Genomic DNA, 19285 nt, shown 5'->3' on the forward strand with positions numbered 1-19285 from the left:
TTTTTTCCAAAAGAAGGTGGGTCTGTAAAGGATTATAACGGAAGGTGTTGCGGCTGCGTTGGGCAATTGCCAGCAAATTTCAAATACCGGTGAAGAAAGCACCGAAATTTGCCGGAGATTACACCGCTAAGCCGTTATTCTAGTTCGATTCCCTGCTGTAAACCAAAGCACACGCGCATGCTGGCGCCGCCAAGCGGGCTGTCACCGATGATAATTTTACCGTCGTATTGCTCAATGATGTCATTGGCCAGAGAAAGTCCCAGACCTTGTCCAGGACGCAATGTATCGGCACGCTGACCGCGCTGGAAAATCACTTCACGTTTGCTTTCAGGAATGCCGGGACCGTCATCTTCGATCAGTATCACCAGTTGATTTTCGGTATGTACCGCGCTGATTTCGACGAACTCCAGGCAGTATTTGCAGGCGTTATCGATAACGTTACCCATCACTTCCATGAAGTCATTCTTCTCGCCGACAAACGTCAGCTCGGGCGAAATATCCACGGTGATCACCACGCCTTTGCGCTGATAAACCTTGTTCAGCGCTGAACATAATCCGTCGAGAATGGCGGGAACAGAATGGACTTCGCGGATCAGTAAATTTTGCTCGGAACGCAGGGTGGCACGATGCAGGTAATAACCGATTTGCTGAGAGATACGGCTGATCTGCTCGAGCATTACCGGCTCTGCTTCTTCGATGGTCATCTGCTTGCTGTTACGCAGGGCGCGCAGCGTAGACTGTAACACCGCCAGCGGCGTTTTCAGGCTATGGGTCAGATCCGCCAGCGTGGTGCGATAGCGGTCATAACGCCCGCGCTCCCCTTGTAGCAAAATATTCAGATTGCGTACCAGGCCGCGCAGTTCTCGCGGCGGGTTTTCATCCAGGGATTCGCGTTCGTGGCTTTCAAGCTCAGCGACCTGATGAATCAGTTGTTTGATAGGGCGCAGGCTCCAGTAAGCCGCCAGCCACAGCAGCGGCACGACCAGCAACAGGTTGGCGAGCAGCACGTAACTGAACCATTCCCACACCAGATCGGAACGCTGTAATTCCTGCGGAATTGTATCGACCACGACAATGTTCAGCGCAGGCAATCGCGCCGTGGCGTTGTAGGTATTCACAGCGATGGAGTGCGTCATGGCGTTAGCATCGCTGTCGTCGTAATCTTTCAGCTTATCCTGCGCCTGCGGATTATTACCCAATACTTCGCTGCTGATTTGGGTGTCGGTATCAAGCTCATAGAAGCCCGGTTTGTTCATCCACGCCTTGTTGATATGCGCTTCCAGTTCCGGGATCCGGCGTTCCGACCACAGCAATTTGCCGTCGGCATCGTAGATAAATACCAGCGTGGGCGTATTGAGGTCGAGATCCGGCGGAACGTTAATGGAAAGCCTGCCGTCGCGCCATTGCGCGAGGCTGAAGAACAGATTGCTTTCGCCACGTAACAGGCGGTAGGCGGTTTTATCGAAACTCACCATGTAGCCGACCACCGCCACCAGTCCGTAGGCCAGCGACAGCGCGAGAACAACGGCGGCGGTCGCCATCATAAAGCGGACGCGAAGCGAGAAGGGTTTTTTAGTGCGTCCTTTCATGGCGCGTCCTTTGATGTTGAGGCTTCAGGCGAGGATAAAACGTGTCATTGTGCACGGATGTCGAAACGATATCCCTGTCCGCGGACCGTAGTGATGACATCTTCCGGGTGCTCGGCCTGCAGCTTCTTGCGCAGACGGCCCATCAGCACATCGACGGTATGGCTTTCGCGGAGTTCGGCGTCGGGATAAAGCTGAAGCATCAGCGAATCTTTACTGACCACTTTTCCGGCGTTGCGGATCAGCGTCTCAATAATGGTGTATTCAAATGCGGTCAGTTTGATCGGGTTTTCGTTAACGGTCAGTTCACGGCGGGACAAATCGATCTGGAATGGATGCAGGGTAATGACCTGTGATGCCAGACCGCTGTTACGACGCATCAGCGCCTGCATGCGCGCCAGCACTTCTTCCAGATGGAAAGGTTTAGTGACGTAATCATCGGCACCGGCTTCGAGCACGGCAACTTTATCCTGCCAGCTTTCGCGGGCGGTCAGGACCAGAATCGGCAGGTTAGCCTGATGACTGCGCCAGCGGCGGATCAGGCTCAGGCCGTCTTCACCCGGTAAACCGAGATCGACAATCGCGATATCCGGCGCGTGCTCATGCAAAAAATAATCGGCTTCTTTGGCATCTTCAGCGGCATCCACCTGATGGCCCATTTCTCTCATCTGAACGGAAAGGTGATGGCGCAGCAGTGCGTTATCTTCAATGACTAAAATTCGCATGGTAGTTCCTTATCCTAATGGCGCGGAAGACGGCAAAACTATTCTGAACGTAATTGTAAATCATTCAGAAACATTTTAATCAACGTCACATCAACGTCGTCACCGCAAACCTAAACAAAACCTAAACCAATTATAAACGGCGTTTAAGTTCAGAGGCACAAAAAGTGAGTTCTTACGCTGATTAAAGCCAAAAGTATCATCAAGGAATGAGAGAGGTACTTCATTTACGCGCAGGGTTTAACCTGCGCCATAGCAATCGCACTGCTGCCTTGCTGGCCCGGTATCCATGCCACAATCAGCGCCGCAACCCGGTCTTCCTGCCCGTCCAGGTTATATGGGCGTCCGCCAGTCATTACCACCACCGGTTTGCCGGTTTCTACCACCGTCTTAGCATTTGCAGGCTAACGCCGTGATGCTTATGTAACTGATTACAGAATTCTCTATCCGATATTATCGTTTAACCTAAGACCGCATGAATAACATCATTGGTGATTTGCGCCAGAGTAAACTCCAGACGCAGAGTTAGGCATTTTCGTGAAAAGTACACAGACGCGTCTGTGTACTTAACAATCACCTATTGGATTGCTATATAACCCACATCTTCAATCAATTTTTGCCCTTGCGGACTCAGAAACCAATTGATCATTTTTTGACTGTTTTCTGATGGAGTACCGGAGGTGACAATATTCACATCTACAGTCAGCGGATATTTTCCATTGCGAATATTTTCAACAGTAGGGGCTATACCATCGATACTGAGTAAACGTAAGTTTTCGTTGTGTTGCATTATCGTCGTATAATATCTAAATGAATATCCAAGTGCATTTTGAGTATTTTGATAATCAGCAACCCGGCTAATAAGACCACTCATAAATTTAACTCTTTCACTTTTGAGCGGCGTGCGCATTGGCAGGCCTTTCATGACGTTTTTTTGCATCGTTGTCTGACTACCAGAGTCGTCATCCCGCTGGAAGGGAATTATTCTATGCTTACTACCGCCAACTTCATTCCAGTAGTTAGTTTTTCCTGAGTATATATTCCTAATCTGCGCGGTGCTTAGATTAGTTATCGGATTGTCTATGTGCGTAATAAATACGAATGCTTCACGTGCTATTGGGGTTAAATGTAACTCTTTACCAGTTTGTTTTGCCAGTTCGATTTGTTTATCAGAAGGTGCTGCCACAAAAATTAAATCTGCAGTTCCCTTATTTAACGCTTTATAAGCATTTGGGGTTGTACTCATTGAAATGTAAGCATTAACTGTCCGGTCATTGAGGTCTTTATACAATGCTTCGACAGCAGATGCGTAAAGGGGATAAAGTGCAGTTGCGCCATCAACATGTGGCCAATTCTCTTCAAATTTAACAGTAGCCGGTGCATGAATAGGTGTGATTTTTTTGTTTGAGGTAAAAGGTCTGTAATCCCTTTCTTCAATTCTGTCACTTAAAGTAACTTCAGCGTGTTCTGTAACAAACTTGCGATTATGTATAGCTTTTTGCAAAAACAAGATTGACAATAATACAGCCAGACTACAGCCTATGATAGTTCGTGCGAATGGTGCAGATGTTTTTTTATTATATTTATATTCTCCCCTTACCATCCCCAGGAAGAATGCAAGGTAAGTGACTGAAGGTAAAATCAGAAAAAACCATGGTTCAGCGATGATATTCAAAAATATGTTGCTGAGAATGAATTGAATATACATATAAAACGCTAAAGTATGGTTAATATCAGCAAGACTTCCACCACCATTGAAAACTAAGTATATGAGAGCCATTAAACTGTAAAATGTTGCAAAAATAAAAAGACCATAGCGTAAGTAAAAAAATTGATTGGAAGTATTTTTCTTTGCCCACCGATTCCCGTAAAGATAAAACGTAAGAATTATACAGATCCATTGAAATATGTTGATAGAGTCGGTATGGGTGATTTTTAGGAGCTTAGCCGCAATGATACTCAAATAAAAAAATATTATACACAACGCAAATGATAGATTTGGCAATATAAAAAATACGTATAATATGCTTTTAAATATATACTTCATGTGTGTTTTATTCATGATTAAAATCATCCTTCCATAAGTATCCATTTAATGAAGTGCTGGAGATGTTATATAAGTAACACCAGACTGACAAGTTATAAAAATGAAGCAGTAGTTTGTTATTGGAGCGGGTAGAATAAATAATTCCGACGAGATGTATTTACACTGAGGAGTTGTATTATTTTTAATAAAAAAAGGCGATCTAAAGATCGCCTCATGCCTAAAAACTAAAGTGCTAATTCATTTTTACTTCAGCTCGTCAACCATAGTGGTCGCCCGGCCAATGTAGTTACCTGGCGTCATGGCTTTCAGGCGTACTTTCTCTTCTTCCGGCAATTCCAGAGAATCGATAAACTCCTGCATGCCCGCTGCATCAACACGCTTGCCACGAGTCAGTTCTTTCAGCTTCTCGTAAGGCTTTTCGATGCCGTAACGACGCATCACTGTCTGGATGGGCTCCGCCAGTACTTCCCAGTTGTGATCCAGCTCAAAGGCCAGGTTTGCTTCATTCACTTCCAGCTTACTGACGCCTTTCATGGTAGCCTGATAGGCGATCAATGCGTAACCCAGACCGACGCCGAGGTTGCGCAGGACGGTGGAATCCGTCAGGTCACGTTGCCAGCGGGAAACCGGCAGTTTACTCGCCAGATGCTGCAATACTGCGTTAGACAAACCAAGATTGCCTTCGGAGTTTTCGAAGTCGATCGGGTTAACTTTGTGCGGCATGGTGGATGAACCAATTTCGCCCGCGATAGTGCGCTGCTTAAAGTGGTTCAGAGCAATGTAGCCCCAGATGTCGCGGTCAAAGTCGATCAGAATGGTGTTGAAACGCGCGACGCAGTCAAACAGCTCGGCGATGTAGTCATGCGGCTCGATTTGGGTCGTGTACGGGTTCCAGGTCACGCCCAAAGAGGTGACAAACTCTTCGCTGAACTGATGCCAGTCCACTTCCGGGTAAGCCACTATGTGGGCGTTGTAGTTGCCGACGGCACCGTTGATTTTACCGAGGATTTCCACATTTCCCAGCTGTTTGAACTGGCGATCCATACGGTAAGCGACGTTAGCCAGTTCTTTACCGATCGTGGATGGCGTAGCAGGCTGGCCATGAGTACGGGACAGCAACGGAATGTCGCGGTATTTATGCGCCAGGCCTTTCACTGCATCGATGATTTGTTTCCAGTACGGCAGGACGACGTCCTGACGGGCGGTTTGCAACATCAGTGCGTGAGACAGGTTGTTGATATCTTCCGAGGTACAGGCGAAGTGTATGAACTCTGACACCGCATGCAGGGCAGGGATGGTGGCCACTTTTTCTTTCAGAAAATACTCAACCGCTTTCACGTCATGGTTGGTGGTTTTCTCGATATCTTTAATGCGCTGAGCGTCATTAACATCGAAATTGGCCACTAACTGGTCAAGGAAAGCGTTTGCGTCGGCATCAAAAGCAGGAACTTCCTTAATTTCTGCACAGGCGGCCAGTTTTTGCAGCCAACGTACTTCAACCTGCACACGAAATTTCAGCAGGCCAAATTCGCTGAAAATAGTACGCAGCGCGCTGACTTTATCACCGTAGCGTCCATCAACGGGGGAAACGGCGGTCAGTGAGGATAATTCCATCGGTAGCAACTCCTGGGATCTTATTAACAATGAACGAGAATATTTTTCGCCTGTTCGAACAAGCGATTACGAGAAAACATCAATTGCAGACGACCACCGCCAACCTGGTGCCACAGCACGGCAGAGCGGATACCGGCCAGTAAAATGGCGCGGACTTTAGCCTGAACCTGCGAATTTTGTAAAATAGCCGGTGAGCCGGTGACCTGAATACGTGGACCCGCCGGGCTGACGACGTCGACGTAAATCGAGGCCAGCGAACTTATCATGGTGTCAGATTCGAGCTCATAATGCGCCAGCTGGCGATCGAGCTGATCGATACGTTCACCCAACTGATTCATGGCCGATTTATTGGCGTACAGCTTGCGCTCAAGCACCATCAGGCTTAATGCGTAGCGCGTTAACTCAGCGCCCGGTCCCTGACGGTTGGCGTTTAACACGCCAAGCAGCGTTTCGAGCCCCATCTTCAAATTGGCTTCATTATTACCGTACACCGCCAGCGTGGAAGCAGGATTCATCTCCAGCAGGCTGCGCAGCGAAACTGACATTTCTTCCTGAGCGCATTGGCCGTCGTGCGCCAGTTGCTGAACCAGGCGTGCTGCCTGACAGATCCCCGCCAATGCCAGCGTGATGTCATAATAATTTTTAGCCACGTTTACTCCTGTAAGCGTTTTCGAAACGATGAGACGCGGTGCCAAAGAAAATAGCCCAAACTAATGGCGACAGATCATGCCATAAAACTGCCTCTAAACACAGTTCGGAATCAGTGCAGAGGCCACTTACGGGCAGAAATAAAGCGGGACGCCCGAAAGCGTCCCGTATTCAACCACCTGATTGCTCAGTATCAGACCTGAAGCGGCAGACGTTGCTCAATGACGCCACCACCCAGACAGATTTCACCGAGGTAAAACACCGCTGACTGGCCGGGAGTCACGGCGGCCACGGGGGCGTCGAAACGCACTTCGATGCGCTCATCATCCAGCGGAGTCACTACGCACGGAATGTCCTGCTGGCGGTAGCGGGTTTTCACAGTGCAGGTCAGCGGGGCGGTCAGCGTCTTGCGATCAACCCAGTGCAGCTGCTGCGCAATCAAACCAACGGACATCAGTCGCGGATGTTCATGACCCTGCGCCACGTACAGAATGTTGTTTTCCACATCCTTTTCGACGGTGTACCACGGCTCTTCGCCGCCGTCTTTTTGTCCGCCGATGCCCAGACCTTTGCGCTGGCCGAGCGTGTGGTACATCAGACCCTGATGCTGCCCCATCACCTGACCGTCTACGCTTTTAATCACGCCCGGTTGCGCCGGTAAATAGCGGCCGAGGAAATCGCGGAATTTACGCTCACCGATAAAACAGATACCGGTAGAGTCTTTTTTCTTCGCGGTGATCAAATCGAGGTCTTCCGCGATGCGACGAACTTCAGGTTTTTCCAGTTCTCCGACCGGGAACAGGCTTTGTGCGACCTGTTCATGACCCAGCGTGTAGAGGAAATAACTCTGATCTTTGTTGCCATCGACGCCGCGCAACAAGTGGCTGACACCGTCGATATCCTGGCGGCGCACGTAGTGACCGGTGGCGATGTAATCGGCACCCAGATCTTCGGCTGCAAACTCCAGGAAGGCTTTGAATTTGATTTCTTTGTTGCACAGGATATCCGGGTTCGGCGTGCGTCCGGCTTTGTATTCCTCGAGGAATAATTCGAACACGTTGTCCCAATATTCCGCCGCGAAATTCACGGTGTGCAGTTCAATGCCCAGCTTGTCGCATACGGCCTGCGCATCGGCGAGGTCAGTGGCTGCTGTGCAATACTCTTCGTCGTCATCCTCTTCCCAATTTTTCATGAAGAGGCCCTCGACCTGATAACCCTGCTGTTGCAGAAGGTAAGCAGATACAGAGGAATCGACACCGCCGGACATCCCGACGATCACTTTTTTCTGGCTGTTGTCAGACATAATAGTCCCGAAACATAGGAATTTATTGCCCGGTGCTGCCGGTGTTTTTTACGATATTTGCCCCACGAGGATGAAGGCCGCGCGCGACAAAAACACCACAGAAACCCGGACATCGGTTTATTGCATTAAGTAAACAGAGCGTGCGCAAAAAAGAACGCGCGAAATTTTATCACGTCAGGCCGGTTGCTGCATCGCTGATTCACAGGGAGGCGACAACCGGCGCAGAAGGTTATTCCGGCAGGTTGAAATTGTGCAGGATTTCCAGAGGGTAACGCGGGGATTGCTGATAACAGCGGATGCTTTCAGCCACCAGCGGAGAACGCAACTGCGGGGAGCCGATTATTTCTTCGGCACTCACCCAGCGGCATTGGTCGATATCGTCATCCTGCGGCGCGGTGTCCAGCATTTCGGGCAGGTCAATCACAAACGCGAAACGCAAGAAAGGTGTGCCGTCCGGTGCCTGCCACTGATGCAGCCCGAGAAAAGATTGCGGTTCGGCGTGAATCCCCGTTTCTTCATACAGCTCGCGCTTCGCGGCGCTGACTAAGGTTTCGTCCGCTTCCAGATGGCCAGCAGGCTGGTTCCAGGTGACTTTGCCGTGGACCGTTTCTTCAACCACCAGAAACTTGCCCTCAGCCTGCACCACGCAGGCGACGGTGACGTGTGGTTTAAACATGTGGGATCTCCTTCCATTGGCCGGGTTGTAAATCACCGAGGGTGTACTCGCCCATGCTGTAACGGATGAGACGCAGCGTAGGGAAACCAACGTGTGCCGTCATCCGGCGCACCTGGCGGTTTCTGCCCTCATACAACGTGATTTTCAACCACGAAGTGGGGATCGCTTTGCGCTCACGGATGGGCGGATTGCGTGGCCATAACCATTGTGGCTCATCAACAATTTCAGCGCCAGCAGGCAGGGTAGGGCCATCTTTGAGCGTAATCCCGTCACGCAAAGCCGCAACCGCAGCGTCGTCCGGTACACCCTCGACCTGAACATAATAAATCTTTCCGGTGCGCTTGCCCGGCTGTGTCAGCGCAGCCTGCAGTTTGCCATCGTTGGTCAGCACCAGTAAACCTTCGCTGTCGCGATCCAGACGGCCTGCGGCATATACGTCTGTTAACGAAATGTAATCCTTTAGTGTCGCCCGACCCGCCTCATCAGTGAATTGTGGCAGTACATCGAACGGTTTATTGAAGAGAATCACCTTTCTCGGCCCTTTTGGGGCAGATTGTTCTTTGGCAGGCCGTTTGCTGAAACGTTTAACGTTGTGATTTCTAAAAGATAGCGGGTTCATAGGCATTGAAGTTAGAGAGAATTAGCGCATTATACTTGAAAAATGTTTCGGATTGGCTAGCGGGAAATATTCGAGTAGTATCGACCGGCATCTTACAAATTTTTAACAAAAATGCGCTCGAAGGAGAGGTTAATGGAAAGCAAAGTAGTTGTTCCGGCTGAAGGTAAAAAGATTACAGTAGACGCTCAGGGTAAACTGGTGATTCCTAATAATCCTGTGATCCCATTCATCGAAGGTGATGGTATCGGCGTTGACGTGACTCCAGCCATGATCAAGGTTGTTGATGCGGCAGTTCAGAAAGCCTACAAAGGTGAGCGTAAAATCTCCTGGATGGAAATCTACACCGGCGAGAAATCAGTAGAACTGTACGGCAAAGACGTATGGCTGCCAGAAGAGACGCTGGACCTGATCCGTGATTACCGTGTTGCTATTAAAGGCCCACTGACTACGCCAGTTGGCGGCGGCATTCGCTCCCTGAACGTGGCCCTCCGCCAGCAGCTCGATCTGTACATCTGTCTGCGCCCTGTTCGTTATTACACCGGCACACCAAGCCCGGTAAAACGTCCAGAAGATACTGACATGGTGATCTTCCGTGAAAACTCCGAAGATATCTATGCAGGTATCGAATGGAAAGCAGGTTCTGCTGAAGCCGACAAAGTGATCAAGTTCCTGCAAGACGAAATGGGTGTGAAGAAAATCCGTTTCCCACAGGAATGCGGTATCGGCATCAAACCTTGCTCCGAAGAAGGTACCAAACGTCTGGTTCGTGCGGCCATCGAGTACACCATCACTAACGATCGTGATTCACTGACTCTGGTTCACAAAGGCAACATCATGAAGTTCACCGAAGGTGCCTTCAAGGATTGGGGCTACCAACTGGCGCGTGAAGAGTTCGGCGGTGAGCTGATCGACGGCGGACCTTGGGTGAAAATCAAGAACCCAAACAACGGCAAAGAAATCATCATTAAAGATGTAATTGCTGACGCATTCCTACAACAGATCCTGCTGCGTCCTGCTGAATACGACGTCATTGCTTGTATGAACCTGAACGGTGACTACATTTCCGATGCCCTGGCTGCGCAAGTTGGCGGCATTGGTATCGCACCGGGCGCAAACATTGGTTCTGATTGCGCACTGTTCGAAGCCACGCACGGTACTGCACCGAAATATGCCGGTCAGGACAAAGTGAACCCAGGCTCGATCATTCTTTCCGCAGAAATGATGCTGCGTCATATGGAATGGTTCGAAGCCGCAGACCTGATCGTCAAAGGCATGGAAGGCGCAATCGCTGCCAAAACTGTGACTTACGATTTCGAACGTCTGATGGAAGGCGCTAAGCTGCGCAAATGTAGCGAGTTTGCCGACGACATGATCGCCAATATGTAAGTGAAGCGTCATCAGGCAGTTGCTGTCTGACTGACGTTATGAGAGGGAGCCTGTGGGTTCCCTTTTTTTATTTCACAATCAGCGGCTTGCTGTTTATTTTTTCAGCCTTATTGTGCATCCGGGCTACGGGTGTTAAATATGAGCCACTTTTTTGACAGTGGATTGAATTCTCGTTGCGCTCACTCCTTTCCCACTCTTTGTTTCGTATCGATCTTCGACGCCTGATCCTGAGCTTAGCTGTAATGAGCGCCTTCGTGACGCTGGCGAACAGTTTTTATGCCAGCTACAGCGTGCAGCGTCAGTTGTTGATCGACAATACGCTCGAAGAGAACCGTGTTTATGCTACAAAACTGGCGGCCAGCACCGAGCAGTTCCTGAAAAGCATGCAAAAGCAGCTTGCATACAGCGGTGTCATCGCAGCGAGCCACTTTGACGATCCAAAAATCCTGCAGGCAGAAACGGCCCGATTAAAGTATCAGACCGACAGCTTCAACTCGGTGGTGATTACGAATGCAAAAGGGAAAATCCTTGCGACATCGCCTGACAGCCTGCAACTGATGGGCCAGACGCTGAATACGCCTGGCGCGCTGGAAGCCCTGAAACAGCGCCGTCCGATGATCAGTAAACCTTATATCTCGCTGGCTAAAAATCTGGTCATTATAATCTCCACGCCGATCATCAATGCGCAAGGGGAATACCTCGGTTATATCGGCGGCACCATTTATTTGCGGCAGAAAAGTATTCTGAATGAACTGCTGGGTGAGCATTATTATCGCGATGGCTCCTATATTGCCGTTCTCGATAATGAACGCCGGATCCTCTATCACCCGGATGCGAACCGTATTGGCGAAGTCGTGAAACCGCGCCCGCTGACTGACGCAGTAAAACGTAATGCGAATGGCAGCCTGATGGTTACTAATCTGGCAGGACAGGCAATGCTCGCAGGCTTCGCGGTGGTTCCGTCGTCCGGATGGGAAATTGTTACGCAACGGCCCACTGACTCAACGCTTAAACCCCTTGAAGGCCTGATGTATAAAGTCCTGCGCCATCTGACACCACTGGCTTTAGTGACGCTCCTGGCTGTCTGGTTATTCTCGCGTTTGATAGCCCGGCCGCTGTGGCTGCTGGCGCGCAGCGCAAATGAGATGGATAAGCCCGATGTTTCTACAAACATCCGCGAAATCCCCTCATGGTATTTTGAATCGACACAGTTAAAACGTGCTCTATTGATTGGTATTAGTCTGTTGCAGAAAAAAATCGGCAAGCTGAAGTTCGAAACACAGACTGATCCGATGACCGGTTTATTCAACCGCCGCGGGCTGGCAATGACGCTGGAAACAGTAGTGCAACTGCGTCAGCAGTTTGCGGCGATAACGCTGGATATCGATCACTTCAAGTCGATCAATGATTCCTACGGGCATGATACTGGCGATCAGGTGATCAGGTCACTGGCTGAACAGATCCGACATAACGCGCGTGAAAGCGATATTTTGTGCCGCGTGGGGGGAGAGGAATTCCTGGTTCTGCTGCCGGGCGCGCAGCTGGCTGAGGCTGAAATGATTGCTGAACGCCTGCGTAAAAACGTGGAAAATCTGGTATTGCCTGGCATACGGCCCATCACGATTTCTCTTGGTGTTGCGTACTGGAATCAGCAGCAGGGCAAACCTGAAGAATCACTGAAAAGAGCAGATGAAGCGCTCTATCAGGCCAAGAAAGAAGGCCGCAACCGCGTAGTGGTCTCTCAAAAACACTAGAGGTGTACTACCCTCAGGGCAGAGTCTGTCCTGAGGGTATGAATTATTTTTGGGCAGAAGGGTTTTGTTTCTTCGCCTGCTCCGCCAGATGATGGCCGATTGCACACCCCGCCACGGCGCCGATCACGGCGTGATGTTTAAGATGCCCGGCCACACCGCCAACGACTGCGCCTTTGAGGCATCCTGCAGCCTGTGCAAATGAACTCATCAGCAACAACGTTGCCATCGCTACGCTAAAAATGGTTTTCTTACCCACGCTTCTCCCCTGAATGAATAATTTCTTAACAGATCTACAGTGTTGCGCCTGAAAATGTCATATCCAGCGGCAGATTTCATTTGGAGGTCTGTAAGCAATTACTGCCGTTGTAACGCTTCAAAACTCAGGGTGCCCGCCTATATGGACGGTTTGAGATAAGTCACGGTTACATCTGAACTGGCAGGAAAAGACTCATTGAGGGGCGGTTTACTTTGGTGGCATTAGCGGGATCGCGTCACTTTTCTCAACTCTGCTAAACTTAATGTCAGTAACCGGCGGAGATCGGCTTTCTCCAATGTCTCCGGTTATTTTCCACCCGTGAAGAGGATGCCGCTATGACGCATCAAGAACAATTGGACGCCCTGATGGTTCGCATTGACGCGCTGGAACAACGTGAAAGGCAGTTGACTTATGCTTCGAACGCTTATCAGGCCATTCTGACGACACTATTGGGAACCCTCGATAAATCTACGCGTGACCGGGTGATCAATATGGTCGATCAAGCACACGACGTGGCTTACGCTCGCGCAAATCTGGAGCAAAAAGGAAATATTCTTGGCGCAGATGATATTACTCAGCGCATTTTCCTGTTCGCACAAGGCCGCGCCGCACAATCGAAGTAAAGGCAATATGTTGATGATATTCGACTTGTCACCCGAAAAGGCGACAGGGTTTGCGTCCGCCTTAAAATCAGGAACGGCGGTCGGTTTTAAGCATATTGATTGCAGCGCCCAGTAAAATGCGGCGTTGTACGCCGGTTGCGCAGGCCAGTTGTCGTTCAAGATGACCAATCAGCGCATCTGCGCTCAGCGGTTCTCCCCGATGTCGCATCTGAATTACCCCATCGCCAATGATTCGCGCAACTTCATCCCATAGTGGTTGTATCTCACTTTGCGAGAATTTCATTATCGCTCCCGTTTGTGTGATTTACGTACAATCTAACATCTGGCGGGCAGCCGGCAAAGAGGGGGCGGAGAAAGCAGGACAGAAAATTAAAAGATGCCTCTTCCGGTTTTTCGGCAGGAAGAGGCAGGACGGACTTAGTGCTTAATGACGTAGAGATCTTTGGTATAGATGTAGTTCAACAGACTGTCCTGGAACCCGCCAACGTAAGGCTTAACCAGCCGCGGGCTGACATAATGGTATAGCGGGATCACCGGAGATTGTTCTGTGAGCACGTCTTCCGCTCGCTGATATGCCTTTCCTACTTCCGCTTTATCCGTGGCTTTTAATGCATCATCCAGGGCTTTATCGTAAGCGGAATTGGTAAACTTCGGCGTGTTCTCGCTGTTGCCAGTGCGTAAGGTATTCAGGAAGGTAGAAGGCTCGTTGTAATCGGCAATCCAGGCGTAACGCACGACATCATAGGTACCCTGATGCATGGTATCGAGCATAGTTTTCCATTCCTGATTTTGCAGAACGGCATCTACCCCAAGGTTCTTTTTCCACATTGATGCTGCGGCAATGGCAATACGCTGATGCGACTCTGACGTGTTGTAGAGCAGATTGAATTTCAGCGGATGATCCGGACCAAAACCGGCTTCTTTCAGCAATTTCTTCGCTTCTTCATTACGCTGTTCTTGCGTCAGGCTGGCTTCTTTGGGTTTTGAGAAAGTAAACCCACCGGTGTTATCCGGCGATAAATGCCAGGCAGGTGTTTGCCCCTGACCTAAAACTTTATCAGCAATGATTGATTTATCTATCGCCAGATTCAGCGCTTTACGCACACGGACATCGTTGAACGGAGGTTTTTGTGTGTTCATTGCGTAGTAATAAACGGCGAGATAAGGGCTGACATGTACCTGCGAGCCGAGCTCTTTTTTCAGTGATGCAAACAGTGTCGCTGGGATCGTGGCGGTAATATCGATTTCCCCGGATTTGAACCGGTTTACATCCGCCGTAGGGGAAGCGATGGGCAGATAAGTGACTTTATTGATGACGGTGTGTGCGTTATCCCAGTAAGTCGGATTGCGTACAGCCGTAATACGTTCGTTCACCGTCCAGGTATCGAGCTTGAACGGGCCGCTGCTGACCATGTTCGCCGGCTGTGTCCACTTATCACCGAACTTTTCGACATTCGCCTGACTGACCGGAGAAAGGGAAGGGTGCGCAAGCATGCCCAGGAAGTAAGACAGCGGCTGATCCAGGGTGATTTCCAGCGTTTGTTTATCCAGCGCCCTGATACCCAGCTGATCCGCCGTTTTTTTGCCGCCAATAATATCGTTGGCATTAAGCACATGCATACTGCCGAGGTAGCTTTCGTAAGGCGATGCCGTTTTCGGGTCGATCAGGCGTCGCCAACTGAACACCACGTCCTGCGCGGTGATTGGCGTTCCGTCTGACCAGACGATGCCCTGACGGAGATGGAATACCCAGGTTTTATTGTCTTTAGATTCCCAACTGCTGGAGAGTGAAGGCTGTGCATTCCCGTCATTATCGATGGTTATCAGCCCGGTAAACAAATCGCTCAAAATATTGAATTCAACGTCACTCTCAACTTTATGCGGGTCGAGAGAGGCTGGCTCGCTGCCATTGTTGCGGACAATTTCTTGTTTTGCCGCCAGCTCTACACCGGCGGGAACGGTCGCGGCGTAACTGGCAAAAGAAGTGAGAAAGCTTGATGAAAGAAGAAGTGCGAGAGGCAGCTTCGCAAAGCAGCCATAAGTTTTACGTATCGTCATTGCCATTTCCTGCCCTGTCAATATGGTTAAATATCAATGATTAACAGGGTATTCATACCGTTGTTCGGACACTTTGGCAATCTTTATGAGATTATTAGTATCGACTCTGTGAAAGGCTACGCAACGCGCTAAAAGTCGGCATTGTCATGGGCGGGGATCCAGTAACCGTCGATAAAATCTTCGATAGGGTAACAGCCAGCCTGGCGCAGTCCCTGCTGTTGCATCGCTACGGTGCATTGTTGCTGAGTATTAAAGGCATCCACGACGAAATCTTCGCAGCCTCCTCCCAGATAACAGATGGTCAACACTAGTGCGAACATCGCGAATCTCCTTCCTTTTGCCGCAGCTGTAAGCATAGAAGTAATCTGACGCTAACAACATAAGATGATGTTTGTTTGCTGTTTATTTGTGCGCTGAACAAGCCCTCAGAGGGGGTTAATTACCGGAGCGAGAATTTATTCAGCCAGCGTGATATCCTCGCGGCCATAATTTTTACGAATGATCTTGATGATAGGAGCACCCCATGTCTGATGCTTTAACCAGAGAACAAGAATACGAGTCTGATCTGGTCGCCTGCCAGTTGGTGATTAAGCAAATTTTAGATGTGATTGAGATTATTGCGCCTGCCGAAGTGCGCGAGAAAATGTCTCATCAGTTAAAAAGTATCGATTTTAACAAGCATCCGGCCGGTGCGGACCCGGTGACTAAGCGTGCCATCCAAAAAGCCATTTCGTTGATCGAGCTGAAGTTCACCAAGCACGACAGCTGATTGCCGGTTTTGTGATGCCTGCCAGCGCGGGCATCACAAAGCGCTATCCCAGACAATTTAACTATTTATTATCCACCACTTCGCCCACTTGTTTGAATATTGGGCAATTAGCCACACCAATCACGCCGCTGTCAGAATGAATGTACTGCGAACTGACAATCCCTCTGGCCGTCAGATACTGGCATTTGAGGCCTAATCCCGCCGCATTTTCACTGCTGCCCACGGTAACGCCGTAGCCGGAAAACAAGAAAATCGCGTAAATCACAGCCAGCACAATAATGGCTTTGATAGCACTCATCCCAAACACTCCTCTGATTATCAATCCTGAGGCTTCAGGATATTGATTAGCTTAGTAGAAGTTATTGAGGGAAAGAAGTCACTCCAGCAGATTCTTAATCTGAGGCCGTGGGTGTGAGTGCAAAAAAAAGCGGCCCCTGAAAGGGGCCACCAGAATTAACTCACTAGCTTGAGAAAGCAATTACCAGCGGTATTTCATACCCAGATTTGCTGCCCAAGGCTGGTCAACATCGCTGCCGCCCAGGTAGTTAGCACCTGCATAAACGGTGAAGTTTTTGCTCATGTCGAACTGACCACCTAAACCTACGCGAACTGCGGAACCATCGATGCCGTTATCGATACGGTCCCCGTTGATGTCTGCGTCGTTGTTGGCATCTTCATACACATAGGCCAGAGTAGCGTAAGGGCTGATAGCCTGATCTGCACCCAGGTCGAAGGTATAACCGATGTTGGCACCTAACTCATAACGCATGCTGTCATAAGCCTGATCGCTGACACGCATATTGTTACTCATGTTGTAATCGTCGTCGCCGATGAACACGCCGGTGATGCTTGCATAAGGTGTCAGGTAAGCTTGTGGTGCGAACTTCCAGTCGTAACCGGCCTTCAGACCAAAGCCCCATGCGTCTGTTGTGCTGTCGCCAGAAACTTGCTGACCGTTACTCATGGTGCTGTCAGTCGAGTTGCTGAAATGGCTGTAGCTCAGAGAGGTATCGAAGAATACGCCATTCTTGAAGTCCAGGCTGGAATACACCCGTGCTGACTGGCTGTCAGTGTCCGCATCAGCATTGTCCATAGACAGGCTGGATTTAGCGAAGCTTGCTGCCATACCGACCAGCCATTGACGCTCGTCACCACCTTCAGTGACTTTATCCAAACCTACCATGATGCCGTTGATGTCCTGATCATAATCAACAACGCCATTATCACCATTCTGCTGGCCACCAAAGTAGTTAACCCAGACGCCGCCTTTGTCATCACCCTGGGTGTGACGTGAGCTGTCCATGCGATTGTTCAGCGTGTCTTGCTCCATGTGCCAGGTGGCAGCATTGGAAGAAGGCAGGCTTAGCGCTGCATTAGCGGTAGACGTGATGCCTTGTTTAGCCAGAACGACAGTATCGCCAACTTGTTCTGCCTGATATTTATAGGCACCCAAATCAGCGGTGTTAGCTTGCGTGAAGGTTGCATTGCCGCCGTAAGTGCGGATCAGCTCTTTATTCTGGTAATCAGCAACACGACCTTCACCGGTCGCGTTATCAATACGAACCTGATAGTTACCGTTAGTTACGCCGTTAACCGCCAGATGTCCGTCGGAGTTCATGCCGACAGTGCCGCGATCGTAAACGTAATCAACGGTGGTTTTGTCCCGGGCATTGTTCATATCGGCATTCAGAACGAATTCACGGCTACCGATATTGAAAGTACCATCGTCAGTCAGCACCATATTGTGGGTATCAACCTGACCTGCACCTAAGTTCAGTTCAGAGCCGCTTCCTACGGTGATGGTGTTAGCATAAACGGTTGCCGTTTCCTCAGTAAGGGTGGCTTTACTGCCAGAGTTCAGGTTCAGCGCATCGGTGTAAACAATACCATGCGCAGCAACTTTCAGGCTTGACTGCTCAGACAGGGAAATGTTGTCAGCCAGCAAACCGGAATCTGCAACGTTGACCTGAGATTTATTATTAACGGTGAGATTATCAATAATGGAACTTTTAGTCGTGTCCCACTCAGAACCATTGTTCAGCGCAACGTCAAACAGACCACTCTGATAAACACTGTCACCCACCAGGTAACCGGTAGTTTTGTTGACGACAGAACCAGGCCAGATGCTGTTCATGCTTCTGTCGTACAAATCAGCATCTGCTTCAACATTGGAGATAGCTGCACCGACCCATTTGCTGCCATTGTCCAGGGTCAGATGGAGTTCATCTGTGTCGTCCCATCCGTTGGTATCAAGTACGCCATCACCGTTGCTATCGTAGCCGCCATCATAATAATTATGATCAAAGCTGCTTTCGAAATAGACGTCGCCGGAGATCGTTGAATTATTGAAAACAGCTGTTGTTTTCATTGAATTATCAGCAGCAGAATCAGCTATTACGGAAAGTGCGATATCGTCAACTTCGCTACCCGTAGCACTGAGATTACCATAATCACTTGGTTTATCTGACTGACCGTAAAAACCGGAAGTTTGTAATTCAGTATACGAACCAGAGGTCAATACAGAATCATTGACAGTTAGCGTGTTATCAAAGGTATTGCTGTTGTTAACGTCGGTATCAACCCACTGGTAACCTTGTGACAATGCAATACCAGCTACGTGAGAGTTATTTTTTATAACGATATCACTTTCTTGATCCAGAGTGACTGCCACCCCTAAATCGTACGTATTTAAAATTTCGTTATCGCGAACATTATTTGCGTCAGTTACGTCGTAATTGTAATGTTCATAGGTGTCATTGATTGTTGAATTATCAATGGTCAGTTGTAATGGAGACTGATCGTAATCATTACGCGCGTCGCCACAGTCATTGGTTTGACATTTGGAGCTGATCATCCCGTTTACTGTGGTGTCTGTGATATTGAGCGTATTGGTCGTATTATTATTGAAGCCCAGATAGTAAGTGGAAATAACGCCGTTAACCACAGCATTATTGATTGAAGAATTGATATCTCCGCCCACGTAACCGTTATCTGCAACATCGTTATCCGTATAGCCACGGTATCCGACATGCCCTGTCACAGATGCGTCGTGATAGAAGGTATCGTATACGGTACCGGAGATGTCAGCTGACATCGCGGCAGGTGCAGCTACTGCAACAGCGCAGGCCAGCGCTATTTTAGAAACGAAGAACTTTTTATTCCATGCATGCATTTATTAATCCCTCAACAAAAAATAGTCAGCATGAACCAGCTGGGAATAATCC

The 19285-nt window shown here is 49.3% G+C and carries 18 protein-coding genes and 1 pseudogene; 4 read left to right on the forward strand and 15 right to left on the reverse strand.

Features of this window, described 5'->3' with window-relative positions; genetic code table 11:
* Window positions 1-134 precede the first annotated feature (134 nt).
* The 9 genes and pseudogenes from phoQ to rluE form a co-directional block, all read right to left on the reverse strand.
* Window positions 135-1589: a two-component system sensor histidine kinase PhoQ gene (gene phoQ / locus TU92_RS19020; RefSeq protein ID WP_112168740.1), complete on the reverse strand. Its 1455-nt coding sequence runs from the start codon at window positions 1587-1589 to the stop codon at window positions 135-137.
* 44 nt (window positions 1590-1633) lie between these two features.
* Window positions 1634-2311: a two-component system response regulator PhoP gene (gene phoP, locus TU92_RS19025; protein WP_112168741.1), complete on the reverse strand. Its 678-nt coding sequence runs from the start codon at window positions 2309-2311 to the stop codon at window positions 1634-1636.
* A gap of 251 nt (window positions 2312-2562) precedes the next feature.
* A pseudogene (locus tag TU92_RS22505) lies at window positions 2563-2700 on the reverse strand (glycoside hydrolase family 3 C-terminal domain-containing protein); the annotation flags it as partial.
* A gap of 185 nt (window positions 2701-2885) precedes the next feature.
* Window positions 2886-4370 (reverse strand): PstS family phosphate ABC transporter substrate-binding protein, encoded by a 1485-nt coding sequence (locus TU92_RS19035; protein ID WP_167457456.1) that lies wholly within the window; start codon window positions 4368-4370, stop codon window positions 2886-2888.
* A gap of 228 nt (window positions 4371-4598) precedes the next feature.
* Entirely contained in the window at window positions 4599-5969 is a 1371-nt protein-coding gene (gene purB, locus TU92_RS19040; protein WP_112168743.1) for an adenylosuccinate lyase, read from the reverse strand.
* 23 nt (window positions 5970-5992) lie between these two features.
* Window positions 5993-6619 (reverse strand): high frequency lysogenization protein HflD, encoded by a 627-nt coding sequence (hflD, locus tag TU92_RS19045; RefSeq protein WP_112168744.1) that lies wholly within the window; start codon window positions 6617-6619, stop codon window positions 5993-5995.
* Between the two features lie 191 nt (window positions 6620-6810).
* Window positions 6811-7920 carry a tRNA 2-thiouridine(34) synthase MnmA gene (gene mnmA, locus TU92_RS19050; protein ID WP_112168745.1) on the reverse strand — a complete coding sequence of 370 codons (1110 nt, stop codon included), beginning with the start codon at window positions 7918-7920 and terminating at the stop codon, window positions 6811-6813.
* Between the two features lie 229 nt (window positions 7921-8149).
* Entirely contained in the window at window positions 8150-8596 is a 447-nt protein-coding gene (locus TU92_RS19055) for an NUDIX hydrolase (protein ID WP_112168746.1), read from the reverse strand.
* Window positions 8589-9215 carry a 23S rRNA pseudouridine(2457) synthase RluE gene (gene rluE / locus TU92_RS19060; RefSeq protein WP_112168747.1) on the reverse strand — a complete coding sequence of 209 codons (627 nt, stop codon included), beginning with the start codon at window positions 9213-9215 and terminating at the stop codon, window positions 8589-8591. The genes TU92_RS19055 and rluE overlap by 8 nt, the downstream gene beginning before the upstream one ends.
* A gap of 132 nt (window positions 9216-9347) precedes the next feature.
* Between rluE and icd the strand changes: the two genes are divergently transcribed.
* Both icd and TU92_RS19075 read left to right on the forward strand, forming a co-directional pair.
* The gene (icd, locus tag TU92_RS19070) at window positions 9348-10601 is read left to right on the forward strand and encodes an NADP-dependent isocitrate dehydrogenase (RefSeq protein ID WP_112168748.1); all 1254 of its coding nucleotides are present in this window, start codon (window positions 9348-9350) and stop codon (window positions 10599-10601) included.
* A 242-nt stretch (window positions 10602-10843) separates the two neighbouring features.
* On the forward strand, window positions 10844-12355 hold the full coding sequence (locus tag TU92_RS19075) for a sensor domain-containing diguanylate cyclase (RefSeq protein ID WP_112168749.1): 1512 nt from the start codon (window positions 10844-10846) through the stop codon (window positions 12353-12355).
* A gap of 43 nt (window positions 12356-12398) precedes the next feature.
* Here the strand turns inward: TU92_RS19075 and TU92_RS19080 are convergent, their stop codons facing one another.
* A complete protein-coding gene (locus TU92_RS19080; RefSeq protein WP_413535225.1) occupies window positions 12399-12611 on the reverse strand; it encodes a hypothetical protein in 213 nt (70 codons plus the stop codon).
* A gap of 335 nt (window positions 12612-12946) precedes the next feature.
* Here TU92_RS19080 and TU92_RS19085 point away from each other — a divergent pair, with 335 nt between their 5' ends.
* Window positions 12947-13234 (forward strand): hypothetical protein, encoded by a 288-nt coding sequence (locus TU92_RS19085; RefSeq protein WP_112168750.1) that lies wholly within the window; start codon window positions 12947-12949, stop codon window positions 13232-13234.
* Window positions 13235-13301: 67 nt separating this feature from the next.
* Here the strand turns inward: TU92_RS19085 and TU92_RS19090 are convergent, their stop codons facing one another.
* The 3 genes from TU92_RS19090 to TU92_RS19100 form a co-directional block, all read right to left on the reverse strand.
* A complete protein-coding gene (locus tag TU92_RS19090; protein WP_112168751.1) occupies window positions 13302-13517 on the reverse strand; it encodes a hypothetical protein in 216 nt (71 codons plus the stop codon).
* 134 nt (window positions 13518-13651) lie between these two features.
* Window positions 13652-15292: an ABC transporter substrate-binding protein gene (locus TU92_RS19095; RefSeq protein WP_112168752.1), complete on the reverse strand. Its 1641-nt coding sequence runs from the start codon at window positions 15290-15292 to the stop codon at window positions 13652-13654.
* A gap of 128 nt (window positions 15293-15420) precedes the next feature.
* Window positions 15421-15612 carry a YdfD/YebW family protein gene (locus tag TU92_RS19100; RefSeq protein ID WP_112168753.1) on the reverse strand — a complete coding sequence of 64 codons (192 nt, stop codon included), beginning with the start codon at window positions 15610-15612 and terminating at the stop codon, window positions 15421-15423.
* A gap of 203 nt (window positions 15613-15815) precedes the next feature.
* Here TU92_RS19100 and TU92_RS19105 point away from each other — a divergent pair, with 203 nt between their 5' ends.
* Window positions 15816-16061 carry a DUF2766 family protein gene (locus TU92_RS19105; RefSeq protein ID WP_112168754.1) on the forward strand — a complete coding sequence of 82 codons (246 nt, stop codon included), beginning with the start codon at window positions 15816-15818 and terminating at the stop codon, window positions 16059-16061.
* Between the two features lie 61 nt (window positions 16062-16122).
* Here the strand turns inward: TU92_RS19105 and TU92_RS19110 are convergent, their stop codons facing one another.
* Entirely contained in the window at window positions 16123-16359 is a 237-nt protein-coding gene (locus TU92_RS19110) for a YobH family protein (protein WP_112168755.1), read from the reverse strand.
* A gap of 180 nt (window positions 16360-16539) precedes the next feature.
* The gene (locus TU92_RS19115) at window positions 16540-19233 is read right to left on the reverse strand and encodes an autotransporter outer membrane beta-barrel domain-containing protein (RefSeq protein WP_112168756.1); all 2694 of its coding nucleotides are present in this window, start codon (window positions 19231-19233) and stop codon (window positions 16540-16542) included.
* Window positions 19234-19285 lie beyond the last annotated feature (52 nt).

The organism is Rahnella inusitata, from assembly GCF_003263515.1.
GTDB classification, from domain to species: domain Bacteria; phylum Pseudomonadota; class Gammaproteobacteria; order Enterobacterales; family Enterobacteriaceae; genus Rahnella; species Rahnella inusitata.

What these genes read in the sequence shown, in the direction of transcription:
- phoQ (WP_112168740.1), bottom strand. Translation starts at nt 1,589, where the DNA reads ATGAAAGGACGCACTAAAAAACCCTTCTCGCTTCGCGTCCGCTTTATG.
- phoP (WP_112168741.1), bottom strand. Translation starts at nt 2,311, where the DNA reads ATGCGAATTTTAGTCATTGAAGATAACGCACTGCTGCGCCATCACCTT.
- TU92_RS19035 (WP_167457456.1), bottom strand. Translation starts at nt 4,370, where the DNA reads ATGAATAAAACACACATGAAGTATATATTTAAAAGCATATTATACGTA.
- purB (WP_112168743.1), bottom strand. Translation starts at nt 5,969, where the DNA reads ATGGAATTATCCTCACTGACCGCCGTTTCCCCCGTTGATGGACGCTAC.
- mnmA (WP_112168745.1), bottom strand. Translation starts at nt 7,920, where the DNA reads ATGTCTGACAACAGCCAGAAAAAAGTGATCGTCGGGATGTCCGGCGGT.
- TU92_RS19055 (WP_112168746.1), bottom strand. Translation starts at nt 8,596, where the DNA reads ATGTTTAAACCACACGTCACCGTCGCCTGCGTGGTGCAGGCTGAGGGC.
- rluE (WP_112168747.1), bottom strand. Translation starts at nt 9,215, where the DNA reads ATGAACCCGCTATCTTTTAGAAATCACAACGTTAAACGTTTCAGCAAA.
- icd (WP_112168748.1), top strand. Translation starts at nt 9,348, where the DNA reads ATGGAAAGCAAAGTAGTTGTTCCGGCTGAAGGTAAAAAGATTACAGTA.
- TU92_RS19075 (WP_112168749.1), top strand. Translation starts at nt 10,844, where the DNA reads ATGAGCGCCTTCGTGACGCTGGCGAACAGTTTTTATGCCAGCTACAGC.
- TU92_RS19085 (WP_112168750.1), top strand. Translation starts at nt 12,947, where the DNA reads ATGACGCATCAAGAACAATTGGACGCCCTGATGGTTCGCATTGACGCG.
- TU92_RS19090 (WP_112168751.1), bottom strand. Translation starts at nt 13,517, where the DNA reads ATGAAATTCTCGCAAAGTGAGATACAACCACTATGGGATGAAGTTGCG.
- TU92_RS19095 (WP_112168752.1), bottom strand. Translation starts at nt 15,292, where the DNA reads ATGACGATACGTAAAACTTATGGCTGCTTTGCGAAGCTGCCTCTCGCA.
- TU92_RS19100 (WP_112168753.1), bottom strand. Translation starts at nt 15,612, where the DNA reads ATGTTCGCACTAGTGTTGACCATCTGTTATCTGGGAGGAGGCTGCGAA.
- TU92_RS19105 (WP_112168754.1), top strand. Translation starts at nt 15,816, where the DNA reads ATGTCTGATGCTTTAACCAGAGAACAAGAATACGAGTCTGATCTGGTC.
- TU92_RS19110 (WP_112168755.1), bottom strand. Translation starts at nt 16,359, where the DNA reads ATGAGTGCTATCAAAGCCATTATTGTGCTGGCTGTGATTTACGCGATT.
- TU92_RS19115 (WP_112168756.1), bottom strand. Translation starts at nt 19,233, where the DNA reads ATGCATGCATGGAATAAAAAGTTCTTCGTTTCTAAAATAGCGCTGGCC.